17 protein-coding genes are annotated in these 21,708 nt (G+C 60.6%); 4 read left to right on the forward strand and 13 right to left on the reverse strand.

Features of this window, described 5'->3' with window-relative positions; translation table 11 throughout:
- Nucleotides 1-8: 8 nt before the first annotated feature.
- From ABM562_RS27480 to mtnA, 11 genes are all read right to left on the reverse strand, one after another.
- On the reverse strand, nt 9-1,340 hold the full coding sequence (locus ABM562_RS27480; RefSeq protein ID WP_346617570.1) for a Wzz/FepE/Etk N-terminal domain-containing protein: 1,332 nt from the start codon (nt 1,338-1,340) through the stop codon (nt 9-11).
- A gap of 189 nt (nt 1,341-1,529) precedes the next feature.
- Nucleotides 1,530-2,582 carry an LPS O-antigen chain length determinant protein WzzB gene (locus tag ABM562_RS27485; RefSeq protein ID WP_346617571.1) on the reverse strand — a complete coding sequence of 351 codons (1,053 nt, stop codon included), beginning with the start codon at nt 2,580-2,582 and terminating at the stop codon, nt 1,530-1,532.
- A gap of 162 nt (nt 2,583-2,744) precedes the next feature.
- Entirely contained in the window at nt 2,745-2,972 is a 228-nt protein-coding gene (locus ABM562_RS27490; protein ID WP_346617572.1) for a DUF1049 domain-containing protein, read from the reverse strand.
- A gap of 21 nt (nt 2,973-2,993) precedes the next feature.
- Nucleotides 2,994-3,293 carry an integration host factor subunit beta gene (gene ihfB, locus ABM562_RS27495; protein ID WP_134061676.1) on the reverse strand — a complete coding sequence of 100 codons (300 nt, stop codon included), beginning with the start codon at nt 3,291-3,293 and terminating at the stop codon, nt 2,994-2,996.
- Between the two features lie 246 nt (nt 3,294-3,539).
- On the reverse strand, nt 3,540-5,216 hold the full coding sequence (gene rpsA, locus ABM562_RS27500; protein ID WP_115085827.1) for a 30S ribosomal protein S1: 1,677 nt from the start codon (nt 5,214-5,216) through the stop codon (nt 3,540-3,542).
- Nucleotides 5,217-5,341: 125 nt separating this feature from the next.
- On the reverse strand, nt 5,342-6,028 hold the full coding sequence (gene cmk, locus ABM562_RS27505; protein ID WP_115085826.1) for a (d)CMP kinase: 687 nt from the start codon (nt 6,026-6,028) through the stop codon (nt 5,342-5,344).
- Nucleotides 6,025-8,265 carry a bifunctional prephenate dehydrogenase/3-phosphoshikimate 1-carboxyvinyltransferase gene (locus ABM562_RS27510; protein WP_177414840.1) on the reverse strand — a complete coding sequence of 747 codons (2,241 nt, stop codon included), beginning with the start codon at nt 8,263-8,265 and terminating at the stop codon, nt 6,025-6,027. Before ABM562_RS27510 ends, cmk begins: the two co-directional genes overlap by 4 nt.
- 44 nt (nt 8,266-8,309) lie before the next feature.
- A complete protein-coding gene (gene pheA, locus ABM562_RS27515; RefSeq protein ID WP_134061674.1) occupies nt 8,310-9,404 on the reverse strand; it encodes a prephenate dehydratase in 1,095 nt (364 codons plus the stop codon).
- On the reverse strand, nt 9,404-10,489 hold the full coding sequence (serC, locus tag ABM562_RS27520; protein WP_166675659.1) for a 3-phosphoserine/phosphohydroxythreonine transaminase: 1,086 nt from the start codon (nt 10,487-10,489) through the stop codon (nt 9,404-9,406). The genes pheA and serC overlap by 1 nt, the downstream gene beginning before the upstream one ends.
- Nucleotides 10,490-10,588: 99 nt before the next feature.
- Entirely contained in the window at nt 10,589-13,231 is a 2,643-nt protein-coding gene (gyrA, locus tag ABM562_RS27525; RefSeq protein ID WP_115085823.1) for a DNA gyrase subunit A, read from the reverse strand.
- A gap of 278 nt (nt 13,232-13,509) precedes the next feature.
- Entirely contained in the window at nt 13,510-14,586 is a 1,077-nt protein-coding gene (gene mtnA / locus ABM562_RS27530) for an S-methyl-5-thioribose-1-phosphate isomerase (RefSeq protein WP_134061668.1), read from the reverse strand.
- A gap of 108 nt (nt 14,587-14,694) precedes the next feature.
- Between mtnA and ABM562_RS27535 the strand changes: the two genes are divergently transcribed.
- The 4 genes from ABM562_RS27535 (at nt 14,695) to ABM562_RS27550 (ending at nt 18,324) form a co-directional block, all read left to right on the forward strand.
- On the forward strand, nt 14,695-16,026 hold the full coding sequence (locus ABM562_RS27535) for a TRZ/ATZ family hydrolase (protein WP_460423930.1): 1,332 nt from the start codon (nt 14,695-14,697) through the stop codon (nt 16,024-16,026).
- A 61-nt stretch (nt 16,027-16,087) separates the two neighbouring features.
- Nucleotides 16,088-16,786 (forward strand): bifunctional 2-polyprenyl-6-hydroxyphenol methylase/3-demethylubiquinol 3-O-methyltransferase UbiG, encoded by a 699-nt coding sequence (gene ubiG, locus ABM562_RS27540; RefSeq protein ID WP_115085820.1) that lies wholly within the window; start codon nt 16,088-16,090, stop codon nt 16,784-16,786.
- A gap of 2 nt (nt 16,787-16,788) precedes the next feature.
- The gene (gene mupP, locus ABM562_RS27545) at nt 16,789-17,460 is read left to right on the forward strand and encodes an N-acetylmuramic acid 6-phosphate phosphatase MupP (protein WP_115085819.1); all 672 of its coding nucleotides are present in this window, start codon (nt 16,789-16,791) and stop codon (nt 17,458-17,460) included.
- Nucleotides 17,461-17,583: 123 nt separating this feature from the next.
- Nucleotides 17,584-18,324, forward strand: a complete 741-nt coding sequence (locus ABM562_RS27550; RefSeq protein ID WP_010224149.1) for a YciK family oxidoreductase — start codon at nt 17,584-17,586, stop codon at nt 18,322-18,324.
- A 2-nt stretch (nt 18,325-18,326) separates the two neighbouring features.
- Here ABM562_RS27550 and ABM562_RS27555 read toward each other — a convergent pair whose 3' ends face one another.
- On the reverse strand, nt 18,327-19,121 hold the full coding sequence (locus ABM562_RS27555; RefSeq protein ID WP_115085818.1) for a TenA family transcriptional regulator: 795 nt from the start codon (nt 19,119-19,121) through the stop codon (nt 18,327-18,329).
- Nucleotides 19,122-19,157: 36 nt separating this feature from the next.
- On the reverse strand, nt 19,158-21,614 hold the full coding sequence (locus ABM562_RS27560) for an EAL domain-containing protein (RefSeq protein WP_258578222.1): 2,457 nt from the start codon (nt 21,612-21,614) through the stop codon (nt 19,158-19,160).
- Between the last annotated feature and the right edge of the window lie 94 nt (nt 21,615-21,708).

A 21,708-nucleotide genomic window follows, 5' to 3' on the forward strand; every position in this document is an offset into this window, starting at 1 on the left:
AGCCGCACTCACGAAAGGGTTATAGGCTGCTTTTCACCCGCAATTACATCCAGTGCAGGCGCCTTGAGCTGCAACGTTCGAAGATTGCGCTGGGTTTGCAGGTAATGGCGTAGCAACACCAATATCATCCCCATAAACACACCCGCAATCAGCCCCGCTACAACCAGAAGCATGCGCTTTGGCTTGAAAGGCGATTTAGCTTGCACCGCCATGCGGTCGACTGCCACCAGCTTCAGGCCCTCAAGATTCAGGTCGAGACTATTCAGACGAACGATTTCCTTGCGTAGCGGCTCTACCCCTTGCAGGAAAAGATCTTCATGCTGCCGGCCATTCAGAACTTCCACTTGGCGATTGGCCTTCAGCAACAGCAGCTCCTTGTTAATCTCGGAGATGCGCCCGGCAACGAAGTCATCCGTAGTCCGCCTCATCAGCGCCGCACGCTCGGCCTCCAACGCATCGGAGCCCATGAAATACAATGGGACTGCCTGATTATTGATCTCTGTACGCACCACGTTACCTGCAACGCGGTCGGTTTCCCCCAGCGAGGATGGCGTACTCGGGCGTTTTATTCCGAGCGCTTTGGCAATGCCAATGGATTCATTCAACTGAGCAATACGGTCAGTGCGCTGTGCTTTCAACTGCTGACGCAGTCCCTTGAGCTCATCGAGCAACAATGCTCGTTTCAAGCTGTCTTGTTCTTGCAACGTGGCAATCTGACTTTTTTTACCGTCTTCATAAACGGCTCGTGCAGCGTTCAATTGCGCTTCGATTTCTGCAAGACGGTTCTTGACGATGACACTCATATCCGTGCGAATCGTTGCCAACTCTGTCTCGACAGCAAAGTTCACCAGGCCGTTCAATACATCGGCACCAGCAACACCTTGCGGATACTCCATTTCAGTAATAACACGCCCAGAAATATCGGCGGCGGCCGGCATCGTCACACGCAGCCAGTCCCGATTGAATTTTTCAAATGCTCGATCACGGGCATCCTCATCATCGTTTGACGGCTTGAAGAACTGCGGATTCTGCTGATAGAACCTCAGGCGAACATCGTAGGAATCAAGGGCGAGACCTACCTGCCGCAAGGCCTCTGCTGGCGAAATCGAATAAATATTTGAGCGATTAATTGCATCGAGCTGATTAATATCGGGCGGACGCACAACACTTTCAACTTTATATACTGGCTCAGCAATGAAAAAAGCATAGACAATGGCCAGCACCGCAAACAGCGCTGCAACCAGTGCGATAACTTTTTTATTATTGAAAATTACCTGCAACAGCGAGAAAAGGTCCACCTGATCGTTGGTAACCACAGCGGGACGATTGAGAATGTTCAAAGCAAATTCCTGCCATTAAAGAAAGTCCTTTCTCGTTTATCAGCAGTATCGAGGCGTATCTCTAATGAAATGGCATTTCTGCAAAGCATCCAGAAAGCCGTAACGCCGCGTGACAATCGAGGAGCTCGGCATTGTGCCAGCATTCTCCTCGATTAAAAAGAACCTTGACGTAGCTCAGCTAGCCGAGGATCAAGCCGTACGCTTACGCCCCCGAGAATAAAGCCCCCACCCGACCGCCAGCACCAGACCAAGACCCGCTCCAAGCACCGTAGCAGCACCGACGATCAGGAGTTTTTTTGGTTTGACGGGCTCATCCGGGAGCTCGACGACGCCATCGACTCGGTAAACAGATACATTTTCAGGACTCACATCAAGCCCAGAATAGAAGGAGTAGCTCGTCTGAAGCTCCCTAAGCCGCTCGATAAAAGGATCGTCTGATCTACGCTGCTCAAGATTTTCAATCTCAGCAAGAAGGGCTTTGCTCCCGCGCATATACGCAAGCTCTCCATCCATCTTGGCAGAAACCTCAGCGGTGAGATCACCACTGATAATTGGCGGATTCTCCAATCCTATGGACTTGGCAACACGCAGTGCTTCACGCAACCTGACGATGAGATCTTCGCGAACCTTCTGCCCACTTTCCCGCATGTTGCTGATTTGCTGACTGATGTTTCTTGCACGGACTTCAGCCTCTCGAGTGGCGTTCCGGACCATCTCCGAAGTCGCCTGCTGGCCAGCGCGCTCTATATAGAGCTTGGTCCACTCTGCAGCTTTGACCGGGTCGCTGTTTCTGACCACCACGACATAGCGATCACTCGCCGCTTTATCAGCGGGTAATACCGTAACCTCCCGGGAGAAGCGTTGATACAGCAAACTTTGAGGCTCTGAGCGCTGGGCCTCAGTCAAACTGGTCAAATACTGGTTTTCAAAAAACTCGCGACGCAGCGACTCCCCCTGAAGGTTGCGAAGGAACACTTCATACACATCCTTTACAGAGAAAGGTTCCAGCCCAGACTCCTTGGTGCGACCGTAGTTAAAATCTGCAATTCCATTCTGGGTAGGCGGGATGACATAACCCCTGGCCTCATAAATCGGTCTGCTTAAAAAAGCATAGCCACTTGCCACTACCAAAGCCAATACCAGTACCGCCAACACAAGCCAACGTTGCTCGCCTATACAGCGAAACAAGTCAATCAGATCAATCTCATCCTTGAGTTGAGTTCCCTGGATTCTCTCTTGCATCATCTAGCCCTTATCAGGTCACGCTGCTATTTTTTAAATTGGCTGTGCAGCTCACAACAAGCTTAGACAATACATCGGAGAGTGAAAACCGAAATTCTTGGTATTACCGGTAAAAACTTCGAATAACAATCACAGGACCTCTAACCCCCCATGTTTTCGACTCTATCGCCTGCTGTTACCCAGCGATCGATTTAACAGCACCACCCCAGGGCCAACCGCAAGACCGAGAAGAAGCGCTAACAACATAAAGACGGAAACGGGCAAGTCCGGCAGCGCTACACCCAAAAATACGAGGGAGACAAGCTGCTGGTTCTCCAGCACAAAGATCAACACAGCCAACGCTAGCAACAACAGAAATACGACCAAAATCAACCGTTTGAAGTTCCTCACCGAAGCTCCCTTTTATCCGATTCAGTGTTCGTCCTGCCCTTCTTCCTCATTCACTCGATCCCGCAACTCCTTGCCTGGTTTGAAGTGTGGCACAAACTTGCCATCCAGGCTGACGGACTGGCCGGTTTTCGGGTTGCGGCCTACGCGGGGGGCGCGGTAATGCAGGGAGAAGCTGCCGAAGCCGCGGATTTCAATGCGGTCGCCAGTAGCCAGGCATTGGGACATCTGCTCAAGCATGGTCTTGATGGCCAGCTCGACATCCTTGGATGAGAGCAGCCCTTGATGGGTGACAATACGTTCGATCAGCTCCGACTTCGTCATATTTTTCCCTTCTTTATCAAGCAGCTAGATCATTGCTTCGTTGTTTTTAGCACGACCTGAGGGATTTGAACAGGGCGGTTCTTGACTTAATCGGATTCTCAAAAAATGGGCGTAGGACAAATGTATAGTGGCGCTTTACCACTGCCCCCGGCAAAGCGCGCTGGCACAAGGGTTCCAGCCGCAACAAGAAATCGCAGGCACAAAAAAGGGCGACCGAAGTCGCCCTTTTTTAAACACCAGCAGAACTTAGTTCTGTTTGGCCATTGCCTGACGCAGCAGCGCAGCCATGGTGGTGTCAGCAGCTTCCGCAGGAGCTTCTTTCAGGCTCTGGATAGCTTCTTTCTCTTCAGCGTCGTCTTTCGACTTGATCGACAGCTGGATGACGCGCGATTTGCGGTCAACGCTGATGATCTTCGCTTCGATCTCTTCGCCTTCTTTCAGGACGTTACGCGCGTCTTCAACGCGGTCACGGCTGATTTCAGAAGCTTTCAGAGTGGCTTCGATGTCGTCGGCCAGGGTGATGATGGCGCCTTTGGCGTCAACTTCTTTTACAACACCCTTAACGATTGCACCCTTGTCGTTAGCAGCAACGTACTCGGAGAACGGATCGCTTTCCAGCTGCTTGATACCCAGGGAGATGCGCTCGCGCTCTGGGTCAACAGACAGGATGACGGTGTCCAGCTCGTCGCCCTTCTTGAAGCGACGTACGGCTTCTTCGCCGACTTCGTTCCAGGAGATGTCCGACAGGTGAACCAGGCCGTCGATGCCGCCGTCCAGACCAATGAAGATACCGAAATCGGTGATCGACTTGATGGTGCCGGAGATCTTGTCGCCCTTGTTGAACTGGCCAGAGAAGTCTTCCCATGGGTTGGACTTGCACTGTTTGATGCCCAGGGAGATACGACGACGCTCTTCGTCGATGTCCAGAACCATGACTTCCACTTCGTCGCCGACTTGTACGACTTTCGAAGGGTGGATGTTCTTGTTGGTCCAGTCCATTTCGGAAACGTGTACCAGGCCTTCCACGCCTTCTTCCAGCTCTGCGAAGCAGCCGTAGTCGGTCAGGTTGGTAACACGCGCCATGACGCGGGTGCTTTCTGGGTAACGAGCCTTGATAGCAACCCATGGGTCTTCACCCAGTTGCTTCAGACCCAGGGATACACGGTTACGCTCGCGATCGTACTTCAGAACCTTGACATCGATCTCGTCGCCAACGTTGACGATTTCCGATGGGTGCTTGATACGCTTCCAAGCCATGTCGGTGATGTGCAGCAGACCATCAACGCCGCCCAGGTCAACGAATGCGCCGTAGTCGGTGAGGTTCTTGACGATACCTTTGACTTGCTGGCCTTCCTGCAGGGATTCCAGCAGAGCTTCGCGCTCGGCGCTGTTCTCGGCTTCCAGGACGCTGCGACGGGAAACGACAACGTTGTTGCGCTTCTGGTCCAGCTTGATGACCTTGAATTCCAGCTCTTTGCCTTCCAGGTGGGTGGTGTCGCGCACTGGGCGGACATCAACCAGGGAACCAGGCAGGAACGCACGGATACCGTTAACGTCGACAGTGAAGCCGCCTTTAACCTTACCGTTGATAACGCCCTTGACCACTTCTTCGGCGGCGAAAGCTGCTTCCAGAACAATCCAGCACTCGGCGCGCTTGGCTTTTTCACGGGACAGTTTGGTTTCGCCAAAGCCGTCTTCGACCGCGTCCAGCGCAACGTGAACTTCGTCACCGACCTTGATGGTCAGCTCGCCAGCTTCGTTGTAGAACTGCTCGAGCGGGATGACGCCCTCGGACTTCAGGCCAGCATGTACGGTAACCCAGTCGCCGTCGATGTCGACAACGATACCGGTGATGATCGCACCCGGCTGAAGATTGAGGGTTTTCAGGCTTTCTTCAAAGAGTTCTGCAAAGCTTTCGCTCATTTTAATTCCTGTAGATTAGGGCGGGACATACGCCCATCAGCCACATTCCAGACAATGTGGGTTTCGTTCATATAAAGGAAAGCCGACAGGACGTTGACTGGTGCCCCTGCCTGCCTTCCTGGTCATCAGGCGATATCGCGCAGGGCGATCTCGCTCTTGATGCGTTGCAACACCTGCTCGATGGACAACTCCGTGGAATCCAGCTGGATCGCATCGGCCGCCGGTTTGAGCGGGGCCACTGCGCGCTGGGTGTCGCGCTCATCACGCGCACGAATCTCATCTAGCAGACTCGACAGACTAACATCTTCGCCCTTGGCCTTCAACTGCAAGTAACGGCGACGGGCACGTTCCTCGGCGCTGGCGGTCAGAAATACCTTGAGCGGTGCGTCCGGGAACACCACGGTGCCCATGTCGCGACCATCGGCAATCAGCCCCGGCGCTTCCTGGAACGCCCGCTGGCGTTGCAGCAGGGCTTCGCGCACCGCCGGCAGCGAGGCGACCATGGAGGCGCCGGCACCCACGGTTTCGGTACGGATGACATTGCTGACATCCTCGCCTTCAAGAATGATCTGCTGCAGCTTGCCCGGCTCGGCGGCGATGAACTGCACATCCAGGTGGGCAGCGATCTTGACCAGCAGCTCTTCATTGGTCAGGTCGACACCGTGGTTGCTGGCGGCAAAGGCCAGCAAGCGGTATAGCGCGCCCGAATCCAGCAGCTTCCACCGAAGCTCCCGAGCCAGCAGGCCGGCAACGGTACCCTTGCCCGAACCGCTTGGCCCGTCGATGGTGATGACCGGTGCGTTGGAGTTCACGACTTGCCCTCTTCTGCCACGCGGATACCGACTTCGGCGCACAGGGCGAGGAAGTTCGGGAACGAGGTCGCGACGTTGGCGCAGTCATGGATACGGATCGGTGCCGTAGCGCGCAACGAGGCAACGCTGAAAGCCATGGAAATGCGATGGTCGCCATGACCGTGCACTTCACCGCCACCGATCACGCCGCCGTCGATGATGATACCGTCCGGGGTCGGCTCGCACTTCACGCCCAGGGCCAGCAGGCCGTCGGCCATGACCTGGATGCGATCGGATTCCTTGACCCGCAGCTCTTCGGCGCCGCGCAGCACGGTACGGCCTTCGGCACAGGCGGCAGCGACGAACAGCACCGGGAACTCGTCGATGGCCAGCGGCACCAGATGCTCGGGAATCTCGATACCCTTGAGTTTAGCCCCGCGCACGCGCAGGTCAGCCACCGGTTCGCCGCCGACCTCACGCTGGTTCTCCAGGGTGATGTCGCCGCCCATCAGGCGCAGGATGTCGATGACGCCGGTGCGGGTCGGGTTGATGCCGACGTGCTCGAGCAGCAGCTCGGAACCTTCGGCGATCGACGCCGCCACCAGGAAGAAAGCTGCCGAGGAAATGTCCGCTGGCACTTCGATATGAGTTGCCGTCAGCTTGCCGCCGGATTCCAGCGAAGCCGTAGGACCGTCGACTTTAACGCTGTAGCCGAAACCGCGGAGCATGCGCTCGGTGTGGTCACGGGTTGGCGCAGGCTCGGTGACAGTGGTCTTGCCCTGGGCATACAGGCCGGCCAGCAGCAGGCAGGATTTGACCTGGGCACTGGCCATCGGCAACGTGTAGGTCAAGGCCTTGAGCGTGTGGCCGCCACGGATGGTCATCGGCGGACGACCTTCAGCGGCGGTTTCGATCACTGCGCCCATTTCCCGCAGCGGGTTGGCCACGCGATTCATCGGCCGCTTGGACAGCGAGGCATCGCCAGTCAACACGGTGTCAAACGGCTGCGCGGCCAGCAGGCCGGAGAGCAGGCGCATCGAGGTACCGGAGTTGCCCAGGTAGATCGGGCCCGGTGGCGGCTTCAGACCATTAAGGCCAACGCCGTGGATGGTCACCCGGCCATGGTGCGGGCCTTCGATGACCACACCCATGTCACGGAAGGCCTGCAGGGTCGCCAGGGCGTCTTCGCCCTCGAGGAAACCTTCCACTTCGGTGGTGCCTTCGGCCAGGGAGCCGAGCATGATCGAGCGATGGGAAATCGATTTGTCACCTGGTACACGAATACGGCCAGACACGCGGCCACCAGGATTTGCCAGGAAAATCAGGTCGTTGGAGTTCATAGCGTCCACATAGGCCCGGCGGGCCAGGATTTTACTGAAATGCTCGCGGGCAACACGGGCGCGAGTGAAGACGCCCAGCAGTTGATGCCCATCCCCTGCATCGACCGCGTCGCGCAAGGCGTCGAGATCGCTGCGAAATGTATCGAGTGTGCGCAGGACAGCTTCGCGGTTGGCGAGAAAGATGTCGTGCCACATGACCGGGTCGCTTCCGGCGATTCTCGTGAAATCGCGGAAGCCTCCGGCAGCGTAACGGAAGATATCGAGGTTTTCATTGCGCTTGGCCAGGGAATCGACCAAGCCGAAGGCCAGCAGGTGTGGCAAGTGGCTGGTAGCGGCCAGGACTTCGTCGTGGCGCTCGACCTGCATGTGCTCGACATCGGCCTCCAGCGCACGCCAGAGCTGATCGACCAGCGCCAGGGCAGCCGGATCGGTTTCGGCCAGCGGTGTAAGAATGACTTTGTGGCGGCGGAACAGAGAAGCATTGGAAGCCTCCACCCCGCTCTGCTCGGAGCCGGCAATCGGATGGCCAGGCACGAAACGCGGCAAACGCCCGGCAAGGGCCTCGCGGGCTGCGCGCACGACATTGCCCTTGGCACTGCCGACGTCGGTCAGCACCGCCTGCCCCAGATCGAGCCGAGCCAGGCGGGTGAGGAGTTTTTCCATGGCCAGGATCGGCACGGCAAGCTGAATGACATCGGCGCCGACGCAGGCGACGGCGAGATCTTCTTCGCAGCGGTCGACCACGCCCAGTTCCACCGCCAGCTTGCGCGACTGCGGGTCAAGGTCGACACCGACTACTTCGCGGCACAGGCCGCTTTCACGCAAGCCTTTGGCGAAGGACCCGCCAATCAGGCCCAACCCGACTACCACCAGGCGACCGATGACCGGCCCAGGCTTGTTTACCACGACTTCACCCACGGAGCTGGACCCTGTTCAAAACTGCATGCACGCCATTCATAGCCTCAGAGTACCGCTTTCGGGTAGGAACCCAGCACCTTCAGGGCCACGGCTTCCTGGCTGATCTGCTCGAGCACGGCCTTGATCAGCGGATCGCGGTGGTGGCCGACGAAATCGATGAAGAACACGTAGGTCCATTTGCCGCTGCGCGACGGACGGGTCTCGATACGGGTCAGGTCGATACCGTTCTCGTGGAACGGCACCAGCAACTCGTGCAAAGCGCCCGGCTTGTTGCTCATGGAGACAATGATCGAGGTCTTGTCGTCGCCGGTCGGCGGTACTTCCTGGTTACCGATCATCAGGAAGCGCGTGGAGTTGTCCGGACGGTCTTCGATCTTCTCGGCCAGACGGGTCAGGCCGTACAGGCCCGCCGCCATGTCGCCGGCGATGGCCGCCGAGTTCCACTCGCCCTTGACCCGCTTGGCCGCTTCGGCGTTGCTCGATACCGCCACGCGCTCGACATTCGGGTAGTGGGCATCCAGCCACTTGCGGCACTGGGCCAGCGACTGGGCATGGGAGTAGATACGGCTGATGCTGTCGGTCTTGGTGTTCTCACCCACCAGCAGGTGGTGGTGAATGCGCAGCTCGACTTCGCCGCAGATCACCATGTCATGCTCGAGGAAGCTGTCGAGGGTGTGGTTGACCGCACCTTCGGTGGAGTTTTCCACCGGCACCACGCCAAAGTTGACGGCACCGGCCGCCACTTCACGGAACACTTCGTCGATCGCCGCCATCGGCTTGCTGATCACCGCATGGCCGAAATGCTTCATTGCCGCAGCCTGGGTAAAGGTACCCTCAGGGCCGAGGTAAGCGATCTTGAGCGGCTGCTCCAGAGCCAGGCACGACGACATGATTTCGCGGAACAAGCGCGCCATCTCTTCGTTGCCCAGTGGCCCCTGGTTGCGCTGCATGACGCGCTTGAGCACCTGCGCCTCCCGCTCGGGGCGGTAGAACACCGGCGTCTCGCCTTCGGCCAGGGTCGCGGTCTTGACCCGCGCCACTTCCTGCGCGCAACGGGCGCGGTCACTGATCAGCTCGAGGATCTTCTCGTCGAGGCTGTCAATGCGCACCCGCAGCGCCTTGAGTTCCTGCTCCGACATCAGCCGTGCTCCTTCTCGAATTCAGCCATGTAGGCAACCAGCGCTTCGACGGCGTCCAGGCCCAGGGCGTTGTAGATCGAGGCGCGCATGCCGCCAACCGAACGGTGACCCTTGAGGTTGAGCAGGCCACGGGCGTCGGCGCCAGCGAGGAAGGCTTTGTCCAGGCGCTCGTCAGCCAGGCGGAACGGCACGTTCATCCACGAACGGGCGTTGACGCTGATCGGGTTGGTGTAGAAGTCGCTGTTGTCGATGAAACCGTACAGACGATCCTTCTTGGCCCGGTTGCGCTGCTCCATGGCCTCGACGCCGCCCTGCTCTTTCAGCCACTCGAAGACCAGCCCGGACAGGTACCAGGAATAGGTCGCCGGAGTGTTGTACATCGAGCCGTTGTCGGCCGCGACCTTGTAGTCGAGCATGGTCGGGCAGCTGCTGCGGGCACGGCCGAGCAGGTCTTCACGGACGATCACCACCACCAGGCCGCTCGGGCCGATGTTCTTCTGGGCACCCGCATAGATCAGGCCGAAGTCGGAGACGTCAACCGGACGCGAGAGGATGTCCGACGACATGTCGACCACCAGCGGTACGTCACCGGTCTGCGGCACCCAGTCGAACTCCAGACCACCGATGGTCTCGTTCGAGGCGTAGTGCACATAGGCGGCGTTCTTGCTCAGGTTCCATTCGTTCTGGCCAGGGATGGCCAGGTAGTCGTAAGCCTTGGCGCTGGCAGCAACGTTGATGTTGCCGTAACGACGGGCTTCCTCGATGGCCTTTTTCGACCAGATACCGGTTTCGATATAGTCGGCAGTGCCGTCTTCAGGCAGCAGGTTTAGCGGGATTTCAGCGAATTGCTGGCTCGCGCCGCCCTGCAGGAACAGCACCTTGTAATTGGAAGGAATGGACATCAGGTCGCGCAGATCCTGCTCGGCCTTCTCGGCGATCGCCACGTAGTCGTCGCTACGGTGACTCATCTCCATCACCGACAGGCCTTTGCCACGCCAGTTCAGCATTTCAGCCTGGGCGCGCTGCAGTACAGCGTCAGGGAGCGCAGCAGGGCCTGCGCAGAAGTTAAAGGCTCGTTTGCTCACATCCACTCTCGCTCTGCTCTCGATGTCCGCAGGAGCCGGCCGGGCAGCGAGCTGTGCTCGACTGCCGCGGCCTTCCCCCACCAGGGTTGCGCTACTAATTTATTCCGGCTGTGCCTCTTCGTCGGCAGCGGCGTCGGCCTGTGGTGCCGCATCGGCGTCCACTTCAGCGCCATCCACCTCGGCGTCGAAGTCCTCGTCGCCTTCCTCTTCGGATGGCTCCTGGACCCGTTCCAGCCCCACCAGGGTCTCGTCGCTGGCCAGTTTGATGAGGGTCACACCCTGGGTGTTACGACCCAGGCTGGAGACTTCACCGACACGGGTACGCACCAGGGTGCCCTGGTCGGAAATCAGCATGATTTCCTCGCCATCCTGCACCTGCACTGCACCCACCAGGCGACCGTTACGCTCGTTGCTGACCATGGCGATAACGCCCTGACCGCCACGTTTGTACTCGGGGAACTCGGCGATTTCGGTACGCTTGCCGTAACCACGCTCGGAAGCGGTAAGGATCTGGCTGCCTTCTTCCGGGATGATCATGGAGATCAGCTTCTGCCCTTCGGTCAGACGCATGCCGCGTACACCGCGGGCGGTACGACCCATGGCGCGAACGTCGGATTCCTTGAAGCGGGTGACCTTGCCGGCGTCGGAGAACAGCATGACCTCACGCTCGCCATCGGTGATGGCCGCGGAAATCAACACGTCGCCTTCGTCCAGCTCCAGGGCGATCAGGCCGACGCTGCGCTGACGGCTGAAGGACTCCAGCGGGGTCTTCTTCACGGTGCCGTTGGCGGTCGCCATGAAGATGAAGTGACCTTCGGTGTACTCCTCGACCGGCAACATGGTCGAAATGTACTCGCCCTCGTCCAGCGGCAGCAGGTTGACCAGCGGTCGACCGCGCGCGGCACGGGAGGCCTCGGGAATTTCATAGGTCTTGAGCCAGTACACCTTGCCCTTGCTGGAGAACAGCAGCAGGGTGGTGTGGCTGTTGGCGACCAGCAGGTGCGAGATGTAGTCCTCGTCCTTGACGCCGGTAGCCGACTTGCCTTTACCACCGCGACGCTGGGCCTGGTAGGCGGCCAGCGGCTGGGTCTTGGCGTAGCCGCCATGGGAGATGGTCACGACCCGGTCTTCTTCCGGAATCATGTCACCCAGGGTCAGGTCCAGGCGTGCATCGAGGATCTCGGTGCGGCGCACGTCGCCGTATTCGGCACGGATCAGTTCCAGCTCTTCGCGGATCACTTCCATCAGGCGCTCGGCGCTGTTGAGGATGCGGATCAGCTCGCCGATCTGGTTGAGGATCTCCTGGTACTCGGCCAGCAGCTTCTCGTGCTCAAGACCGGTCAGGCGGTGCAGGCGCAGGTCGAGAATGGCCTGGGCCTGTTCCGGCGACAGGAAGTACTTGCCGTCGCGCAGACCGAACTGCGGATCGAGGTTTTCCGGGCGGCAGGAGTCGGCGCCAGCGCGCTCGACCATCACCTGCACGGCGCTGGATTCCCACGGCGTGCTGATCAGCGCTTCCTTGGCCTCGGAAGGCGTCGGCGAGGCCTTGATCAGGGCAATTACCGGGTCGATGTTGGACAGGGCAACCGCCTGGCCTTCAAGGATGTGCCCGCGCTCACGCGCCTTGCGCAGTTCGAACACGGTACGACGGGTGACCACCTCACGACGGTGACGAACGAAGGCTTCGAGCAGATCCTTGAGGTTCAGCACCCGCGGACGGCCGTCGATCAGCGCAACCACGTTGATGCCGAAAACGCTCTGCAGCTGGGTCTGGGCGTAGAGGTTGTTGAGGATCACCTCCGGCACTTCGCCACGACGCAGTTCGATGACGATGCGCATACCGTCCTTGTCGGACTCGTCGCGCAGCTCGGTGATGCCTTCGAGTTTCTTCTCCTTGACCAGCTCGGCGATCTTCTCGATCAGACGCGCCTTGTTCAGCTGGTACGGCAGCTCGGTGACGACGATCTGCTGGCGGCCACCGACCTTGTCGATGTCTTCGACCATCGAGCGGGCGCGCATGTAGATGCGGCCGCGACCGGTGCGGTAGGCCTCGATGATGCCCTGGCGGCCGTTGATGATCGCGGCGGTCGGGAAGTCGGGGCCCGGGATGAACTGCATCAGCTCATCGATGGTGATGTCGGCGTTGTCGATCAGTGCCAGGCAACCATCGATGACTTCACCGAGGTTGTGTGGCGGAATGTTGGTCGCCATGCCCACGGCGATACCGCTGGAACCGTTGACCAGCAGGTTGGGGATCTTGGTCGGCATGACCGCCGGGATCTGCTCGGTACCGTCGTAGTTGGGTACCCAGTCGACCGTCTCTTTATGCAGGTCGGCCAGCAGTTCGTGGGCCAGCTTGGTCATGCGGACTTCGGTGTATCGCATGGCGGCGGCGTTGTCGCCGTCGACCGAACCGAAGTTACCCTGGCCGTCGACCAACAGGTAACGCAGCGAGAACGGCTGGGCCATGCGTACGATGGTGTCGTAAACGGCGGTATCACCATGCGGGTGATACTTACCGATCACGTCACCGACCACACGGGCGGATTTCTTGTACGGTTTGTTCCAGTCGTTACCCAGTTCGCTCATCGCATACAGAACGCGGCGATGCACGGGCTTCAAGCCATCACGCGCATCGGGCAGTGCACGCCCGACAATGACGCTCATCGCGTAGTCGAGGTAGGACTGTCTCAGTTCGTCTTCGATATTGACCGGGAGGATTTCTTTGGCCAGTTCGCCCATGAGAAGCCTGATTCCTTTTTCTGGTGAAACCTCGTCACATCCATATGGGACGAACGAAGCTCGCCGCTGCAAAGTGACTCCTTGCAACGACTTACGACAAATCAACGAGTTATGCCATGGATCTGCGCAGTAAAGGCAGCCCCGCGGGGCAGCCTTGGAAACCGTCGGATGTTACCACAATCGCCCAGAGGGTGGGAGTAGGCTGCGGCACTACTACCCTACTGCTCGTCGAGAACGCCCGCTAGCCGCTACAGCAGGCCGCAGACGGGGGCAAAGTCTCAATGCAAACGCTTGCGACACATCAGTTGCGCCATCTTCACCGTGTCCGGGCGCTCGACGATGCCTTTCTCGGTGATGATCACGTCGATCAGGTCGGCCGGGGTCACGTCGAACACCGGGTTGAACGCCTCGAAAGCAGCGCCCAGCGGCTCGCCGCCAAGCGCCAGCAACTCGCTGGCGCTGCGCTCTTCGAGGAGGATGTCGTCGCCGCTCTCCAGGTTCATGTCGATGCTCGAACTCGGCGCCACGACCATGAAACGCACGCCGTGGTGCATGGCATTGACCGCCAGCTGGTAGGTACCGATCTTGCTCGCCACATCGCCATTGGCGGTGATGCGGTCGGCGCCGACGATCACCCAGGTGATGCCTTTGGTTTTCATCAGGTGGGCGGCGGCGGAATCGGCGGTAATGGTTGCCGGGATGCCCTCGCCTGCCAGCTCCCAGGCACTCAGGCGCGAACCCTGTAGCCACGGGCGGGTTTCATCGACATAGACGCGCTCGATCATGCCCTCCAGGTAAGCGGCGCGCACCACCCCGAGGGCAGTGCCGAAGCCGCCGGTGGCCAGGGCGCCGGTATTGCCGTGGGTAAGGACTGCCTGCTCGTTACCCTGGTGCTTGCGGATCAGGTCGACACCCAGCTGTGCCATGGTCAGGTTGGCTTCGCGGTCGCTTTCATGGATGGCCATGGCTTCGGCCTCCATGATGGCCAGCACGTCATCACCTTCCTTGAGCCGCAGCAAGCGCTCGCGCATGCGGTTCAGGGCCCAGAACAGGTTGGCGCCGGTCGGCCGGGCATGCACCAGCAGCTCGAAATCCTCTTCCAGGGCCATCTCCCAGTCACCACCGGCGGCCAGGCGCTGACGAATCGCCAGGGCCAGGCCATAGGCGGCGCTGATGCCAATGGCCGGCGCACCGCGCACCACCATCGAACGAATGGCCTCCGCCACTGCGGCGGCATCGCTGCAGGCCAGCCAGACCTGCGTGCCCGGCAGCGCGCGCTGGTCGAGCAGATAAAGGGTGCCATCCCGCCAATCGATGGCTTTCACCTTCTCTGCAGCCATTAGTCGATCGCGCATGCCTCACCCCATCATTCGGACATCAAAAGCGGACGATTATAGCGAGCCCCAGGCGCGGACGCTCGGGTATACTTCGCCCTCACCTTCAGTCGCCCAGGGAAACCTGTCATGCCCAAACCCGCTACGCCGCTCGACCTGCTGCTCCTGCCTACCTGGCTGGTGCCGGTCGAACCTGCCGGAGTGGTTTTGAAGGATCATGCCCTGGGCATCCGCGACGGGCAGATCGTGTTCATCGGCCCGCGCAGCCAGGCCCAGGCGTTCATCGCTGGCGAAACCCGCGAACTGCCGGGCTGCCTGCTCAGCCCAGGGCTGGTCAACGCCCACGGCCATGCGGCGATGACCCTGTTCCGCGGCCTGGCCGATGACTTGCCGCTGATGACCTGGCTCGAAGAGCACATCTGGCCGGCCGAAGGGCGCTGGGTCGATGAAGACTTCGTCCGTGATGGTACCGACCTGGCCATCGCCGAGCAGGTCAAGGGCGGCATCACCTGCTTCAGCGACATGTATTTCTACCCCAAGGTGGCCAGCGAGCGCGTGCACCACAGCGGCATCCGTGCGCAGATCGCCGTGCCCCTGCTGGATTTCCCGATCCCCGGCGCGCGCAGCACCGAAGAAGCCCTGCAACTGGGCATCGAGCTATTCGGCGACCTGCGCCACCACCCGCGCATCACCGTGGCCCTGGGCCCGCATGCGCCGTACACGGTGAGCGACGACAACCTTGAAAAGATCCGCGTCATCGCCGAAGAGCTGGACGCGCCGATCCACATGCACATCCATGAAACCGCCTTCGAGGTCGAGCAATCGCTGCAGACCCGCGGCGAGCGCCCCCTGGCCCGGCTTGCCCGCCTCGGCTTGCTCGGCCCACGCTTGCAGGCGGTTCACATGACCCAGGTCAGCGACGAGGATCTGGCCCTGCTGGTAGAAAGCAACACCAGTGTGGTGCACTGCCCGGAGTCCAACCTCAAGCTGGCCAGCGGCTTCTGCCCGGTCGAGCGCTTGTGGCAGGCCGGCGTCAACGTTGCCGTCGGTACCGACGGCGCGGCCAGCAACAATGACCTCGACCTGCTCGGCGAAACCCGTACCGCTGCCCTGCTGGCCAAGGCCGTGGCCGGCTCGGCCAGTGCCCTGGATGCCCATCGGGCGCTGCGCATGGCAACCCTCAACGGCGCCCGGGCCCTGGGCCTTGAGGCGATTACCGGCTCGCTGGAGCTGGGCAAGGCTGCCGACCTGGTCGCCTTCGATCTTTCGGGCCTGGCCCAGCAGCCGGTGTATGACCCGGTTTCGCAACTGATCTACGCCAGCGGCCGGAACTGCGTGAAGCACGTCTGGGTCGCCGGCAAGCCACTGCTTGACGACCGGCGCCTGACCCGCCTGGACGAACAGGCCCTGCACGCCACCGCCTGCGCCTGGGGCCAGCGGATCGGCGAGCACAACGAATAAGCGCCCGGCAGCCAGTGCTGGCGGGCAAGAGCAAATTATCCAAGTTTCAGAGGACTGTTCCATGAGCAACGTCGACCACGCCGAAATCGCCAAGTTCGAAGCCCTGGCCCACCGCTGGTGGGACCGCGAGAGCGAGTTCAAGCCGCTGCACGACATCAACCCGCTGCGGGTCAACTGGATCGACGAGCGGGTCAAGCTGGCCGGCAAGAAGGTCCTCGATGTCGGCTGCGGCGGCGGCATCCTCAGTGAAGCCATGGCCCTGCGTGGCGCCACCGTCACCGGCATCGACATGGGTGAAGCGCCACTGGCCGTGGCCCAGTTGCACCAGCTCGAATCCGGGGTCAACGTCGAGTACCGGCAGATCACCGCCGAGGCCCTGGCCGAAGAGCTGCCCGAGCAGTTCGACGTGGTCACCTGCCTTGAGATGCTCGAGCATGTGCCAGACCCGTCCTCGGTGATCCGCGCCTGCTTCCGCATGGTCAAGCCGGGTGGCCAGGTGTTCTTCTCGACCATCAACCGCAACCCCAAGGCTTACCTGTTCGCCATCATTGGCGCCGAATACATCATGAAGCTGCTGCCGCGCGGCACCCATGACTTCAAGAAATTCATCCGCCCGTCCGAACTTGGCGCCTGGAGCCGCGACGCCGGCCTGACCGTCAAGGACATCATCGGCCTGACCTACAACCCGCTGACCAAGCACTACAAGCTGGCCAACGACGTTGACGTCAACTACATGATCCAGACCCTGCGCGAGGAATAAGCATGCGTTTGCGAGCGGTACTTTTCGACATGGACGGCACCCTGCTCGACACGGCGCCGGACTTCATCGCCATCTGCCAGGCCATGCTCGCCGAGCGCGGCCTACCGGCCATCGAGGACCAGAAAATCCGCGACGTGGTCTCCGGCGGCGCCAAGGCCATGGTCTCGGTGACCTTCAACCTCGACCCTGAAGCCGAAGGCTTCGAGGCTCTGCGCCTGGAATTCCTCGAGCGCTACCAGCAAGGTTGCGCGGTGCACAGCAAGCTTTACGACGGCATGGCCGAACTGCTGGCCGACATCGAGAAAAGCAACCTGATCTGGGGCGTGGTCACCAACAAGCCGGTGCGTTTCGCCGAGCCGATCATGCAGCAGCTGGGCCTGAGCGAGCGTTCGGCGCTGTTGATCTGCCCGGACCACGTGAAGAACAGCAAGCCGGACCCCGAGCCGCTGATCCTCGCCTGCAAGACCCTCAACCTGGACCCGGCCAGCGTGCTGTTCGTCGGCGACGACCTGCGCGACATCGAGTCGGGCCGCGATGCCGGCACCCGCACTGCGGCAGTGCGCTACGGCTATATTCATCCAGATGACAACCCCAACAACTGGGGCGCGGATGTCGTGGTCGATCATCCGCTGGAGCTGCGCAAGGTGCTCGATAACGCGCTTTGCGGCTGCTGAAACCTTCGTACTGGCAAGGCTTTGCCTTGCATCGCCGGCAAGGCCGGCTCCCACAGGCCACCATCAACCTTGTGGGAGCTGGCTTGCCAGCGATGAAGCCATCACCTACCTAGAGGTAACCCCATGTTCGATTACTCTGCCCGCCCCGACCTGCTCAAAGGCCGGACCATCCTGGTCACCGGCGCCGGTCGCGGCATCGGCGCGGCTGCGGCCAAGAGCTATGCCGCCCATGGCGCCACCGTCTTGCTGCTGGGCAAGACCGAAGCCAACCTGAGCCAGGTCTACGACGAGATCGAAGCGGCCGGCCACCCGAAACCCGCGGTCATCCCGTTCAACCTGGAGACTGCCCTGCCACATCAGTACGACGAGCTGGCAGCGATGATCGAAGCCGAGTTCGGCCATATCGACGGCCTGCTGCACAACGCCTCGATCATCGGCCCGCGCACGCCGCTGGAGCAGCTTTCGGGCGACAACTTCATGCGCGTGATGCAGGTCAACGTCAATGCCATGTTCATGCTCACCAGCACCCTGCTGCCGTTGCTCAAGCTGTCGGCGGATGGTTCGGTGATCTTCACCTCCAGCAGCGTCGGGCGCAAAGGCCGGGCCTACTGGGGTGCCTATGGAGTGTCGAAGTTCGCCACCGAGGGCCTGATGCAGACCCTCGCCGACGAGCTTGAAGGTGTGGCGCCGGTGCGTGCCAACAGTGTCAACCCGGGCGCCACCCGTACCAGCATGCGCGCCCAGGCCTACCCTGCGGAAACACCGGAAAACAATCCGCTGCCAGAGCAGATCATGCCGGTCTACCTGTACCTGATGGGTCCAGACAGCACCGGCATCAACGGCCAGGCGTTCAACGCCCAGTAAGCTCAGCCCTCGGCCAGCTCCGCCCGGGCCCGGGCGGGCTGCTGGCGCTGTTCCTGCTCTTGCTGCATGCAGCGCTCAAGGAACAGGAACATATAGTCATAGCTCTTGCAGATGGCCCGGCGCAATTCGGTTTGCAGCGCCACCGACGGGTTATTGCCGGCCAGGGTGCAGACGATCTCCAAGGCCTCCCAAGGGTGTGCGTCATCGTACTGGGCGTGCATCTTCAGCCACTTCATCGCGCGCTTGCGGCCTTCTTCCGGGAAGCCCTGGGCGTAGACGCCAGTCGAGCAAACCACCGCCGACCACTCACCGGTTGCGCCTTCGATGGCGTAGTTGGTGGCAGCAATGGCAACCACCAGCGAATCGGTCGCGCAGGTATGCCAGCACCAGTCGCTGAGGGCGTTGAGTTCGCTAGGTACTTCCTGCGCCTGCAGGTCTTCGAGGCTGACGCCATGGGCCTGGGCCCAGAACAGCCAGTAATCGGCATGGTTGAGTTCGACGCGAATGTTGCGCATCAGCCAGCGCCGCGCCATGTCTTCGCCGGGGTGGCGGGCGTACTGGGTCTTGGTGAGGTTCTTGGCCATGTACAGGGAAAACTGCTCGACCACCGGCCAACCGCCGATCAGGTACTGGCGCATGGTCCGGCCACTGAGGCGGCCATCGCGCATGCGTTGATAAAGCTCGTGCTCCACCACCCGACGCTTGCTCTCGCTGCAGTCCTTGATCAACTGCTGGGCCCAAAGCGGGTAACTGCTGGGGTCCATCAATGGACCAGTACGAATAAACGCGTCAATCACTGTCAGCTCCTTGTTCCTTGTGATTATCGGTGGATCTCAGCGAAAGGTCCCCGGCGCCTTGAACAACAGGGGCCTTGCAGCAATCCGTTTGCGCTGCAAGCTGTCACAGGTGAACACCTGTGGCCGCTCGATCAGGTATCCCTGGGCGTAGTCCACGCCTATTTCCTGCAGGGCCTGCTCGATCAACGGGGTTTCGACGAACTCGGCGATGGTGCGTTTGCCCATCACGTGACCGATGTGATTGATCACCTCGACCATGGCCCGGTTGATCGGGTCATCGAGCATGTCCTTGACGAAACTCCCGTCGATTTTCAGAAAGTCTACAGGCAAATGCTTCAAATAAGCGAACGACGACATACCGGCGCAAAAGTCATCCAGCGAGAACCGGCAACCTAGGCCCTTGAGCTCGTTGATAAAGCGGATGGCACTGCCGAGGTTGGCAATCGCGCTGGTTTCGGTGATTTCGAAACAAATCATGTGCGGCGGGATGGCGAACTCGCTGAACAGCCGCTGCAGGTACTCGAGGAACTTGTCATCACCGATGCTGCTGCCCGACAGGTTGATCGCGCACATGGCCAACGGGCCATCGCGCTGTTCGTCCAGGCACTGGCGGATGACCTTGAACACACTGCGCACCACCCAGCGGTCCAGCGCGGTCATCAGGCCATAGCGCTCGGCGGCGGGAATGAAGCTGTCAGGGAGGATGATGCGGCCGCCCTCGTCGTGCAGGCGCAGGAGGATCTCGATATGCCCGGCGCCTTCATGGGGTCCAAGGGCGGCAATTTCCTGGGCATATAGGCAGAAACGGTTTTCTTCCAGGGCCACGTGCAGGCGCTGGATCCAAGCCATCTCGCCAAAGCGCATGGACAGCTCGCTGTCATCGGCGTGATACACCTGCACGCGGTTGCGGCCCTTCTCCTTGGCCATGTAGCAAGCCATGTCGGCGGCCCGCAGCGAGGCTTCGAGGGTGGTCGGCCCTTGGGCAATATGCACCAGGCCCAGGCTGACGGTGGTCATGAACGGCCGCCCTTTCCACACGAAGTGCAGGCTCTGCACGGCCTGGCGCAGGCTCTCGGCAATGCGCTCGGCCTGCTCCTGGGGGCAGTTCTCCAGAAGGATACCGAACTCGTCACCACCCAGCCGCGCCAGGGTGTCGCCTTCGCGTAGGCCGGCCTGGAGCACAGCACAGATATGCCGCAGCAACTCATCGCCGGCGGCATGACCGCAGGTGTCGTTGACCAGCTTGAACTGGTCCAGGTCAAGGAACATCAAGGAGTGGCGCGCCGGTTTGCGCGCCATGGCGTTGAGCGCCAGTTCCAGGCGGTATTCGAATTCGCGGCGGTTGGCCAGGCCGGTCAGGGCGTCGTGGGTCGCCTGCCAGGACAGGTTGGCGATGTACTGACGCTCCTGGGTCATGTCGTGCAGCACCAGGACGATGCCGCTGATCTTACCCTCAGCCATGATCGGCGCACCTACCAGGGTGACCGACACGGTGCTGCCGTCCAGGCGCTGGATCAGCTTGGTATGTTCACTGCCGCCCTTGAGGCCACCTTCGAGCACGCGCTCGACCAGGGTCAGGCTGTCCTTTTCGGCATTCTCGTCGAGCAGGCTGAACAGCGCAGCCAAGGGCAAGCCCTGGGCCTGGGCCGCATGCCAGTGGGTCAACTGTTCGGCGGCCGGGTTCATGTAGGCGATGCAGCCTTCGACATCGGTGGTGATGACGCCATCGCCGATCGACTCAAGGGTGATCTGCGCCCGCTCCTTCTCCACTTCGAGGGCATTGGCAAAGGCCTGGCGCTGAGCCAGCAGCTTGCTCGAACGCATCCAGGCCAGGGCAATCAGGAACAGCGCAGTGGCCAGGTTGGTGACCAGCAATACCCGCAGCAACATCCGCGACCCTTCACCCAGGGCATCGCTGAACGCCCGGGCAGCCGGGGTCACGGCATCGTTGATCGAAGCAATCTGCGCCTTCCAGCCCGCGACGCTACGGGCATCGGCACGGCCAGCACGAAAACCGCTGTACATCTGCTCGGCCACTTCATCCAGCTGGCGCAAAAATCCGTCACCGACCGCCCACAGCTCGATGGCCTTCTGCATATAGCTGACCTGATGAAAGTTCAGGTACAGCCAGATCACACTGGAAACGTCGTCGGGATGGTTGCCGCCCTGGAGGATGCCACGGCGTGCGGCGTCGATATCCGGGGTCGGCAGGTCGAGGGCCACGCGCAGGTCATGCCCGCCCTGGGGCACGGCAATCGCCTTGCGATACTTCTGAAAGGCCACCTCGTCGCGGCTGTCAGCGTACTGGTTGAGGTAATAGATGGCGTCTTTCTGGCCCTTGGACCACAGGCTCTCCCCCGCCACATAACCACGCACTGCCGACAGCGCGTACAGGCTGATGCTCCCGAGCAAGGCCTGAAACAGCACCACAGCAACAAATGGCCAGATAATGCCCAACAACTTTGGCGCTTCGAGAGTCCGTTTTCGCTTCATGAGGTCCCTTGCAACAGAGCCGGATGAATCCCACCTACCAAAGCACAGCCTAGGCTATTTGCCATTAATACTGCAGAGCTTTTCTCACTTGCAC

The organism is Pseudomonas sp. ZL2, from assembly GCF_054788455.1.

Excerpts from the sequence above, each read along its gene's own strand:
- ABM562_RS27485 (WP_346617571.1), bottom strand. The coding sequence starts at position 2,582 with ATGCAAGAGAGAATCCAGGGAACTCAACTCAAGGATGAGATTGATCTG.
- ihfB (WP_134061676.1), bottom strand. The coding sequence starts at position 3,293 with ATGACGAAGTCGGAGCTGATCGAACGTATTGTCACCCATCAAGGGCTG.
- rpsA (WP_115085827.1), bottom strand. The coding sequence starts at position 5,216 with ATGAGCGAAAGCTTTGCAGAACTCTTTGAAGAAAGCCTGAAAACCCTC.
- pheA (WP_134061674.1), bottom strand. The coding sequence starts at position 9,404 with ATGTCGGAGCAGGAACTCAAGGCGCTGCGGGTGCGCATTGACAGCCTC.
- gyrA (WP_115085823.1), bottom strand. The coding sequence starts at position 13,231 with ATGGGCGAACTGGCCAAAGAAATCCTCCCGGTCAATATCGAAGACGAA.
- mtnA (WP_134061668.1), bottom strand. The coding sequence starts at position 14,586 with ATGCGCGATCGACTAATGGCTGCAGAGAAGGTGAAAGCCATCGATTGG.
- ABM562_RS27535 (WP_460423930.1), top strand. The coding sequence starts at position 14,695 with ATGCCCAAACCCGCTACGCCGCTCGACCTGCTGCTCCTGCCTACCTGG.
- ubiG (WP_115085820.1), top strand. The coding sequence starts at position 16,088 with ATGAGCAACGTCGACCACGCCGAAATCGCCAAGTTCGAAGCCCTGGCC.
- mupP (WP_115085819.1), top strand. The coding sequence starts at position 16,789 with ATGCGTTTGCGAGCGGTACTTTTCGACATGGACGGCACCCTGCTCGAC.
- ABM562_RS27550 (WP_010224149.1), top strand. The coding sequence starts at position 17,584 with ATGTTCGATTACTCTGCCCGCCCCGACCTGCTCAAAGGCCGGACCATC.
- ABM562_RS27560 (WP_258578222.1), bottom strand. The coding sequence starts at position 21,614 with ATGAAGCGAAAACGGACTCTCGAAGCGCCAAAGTTGTTGGGCATTATC.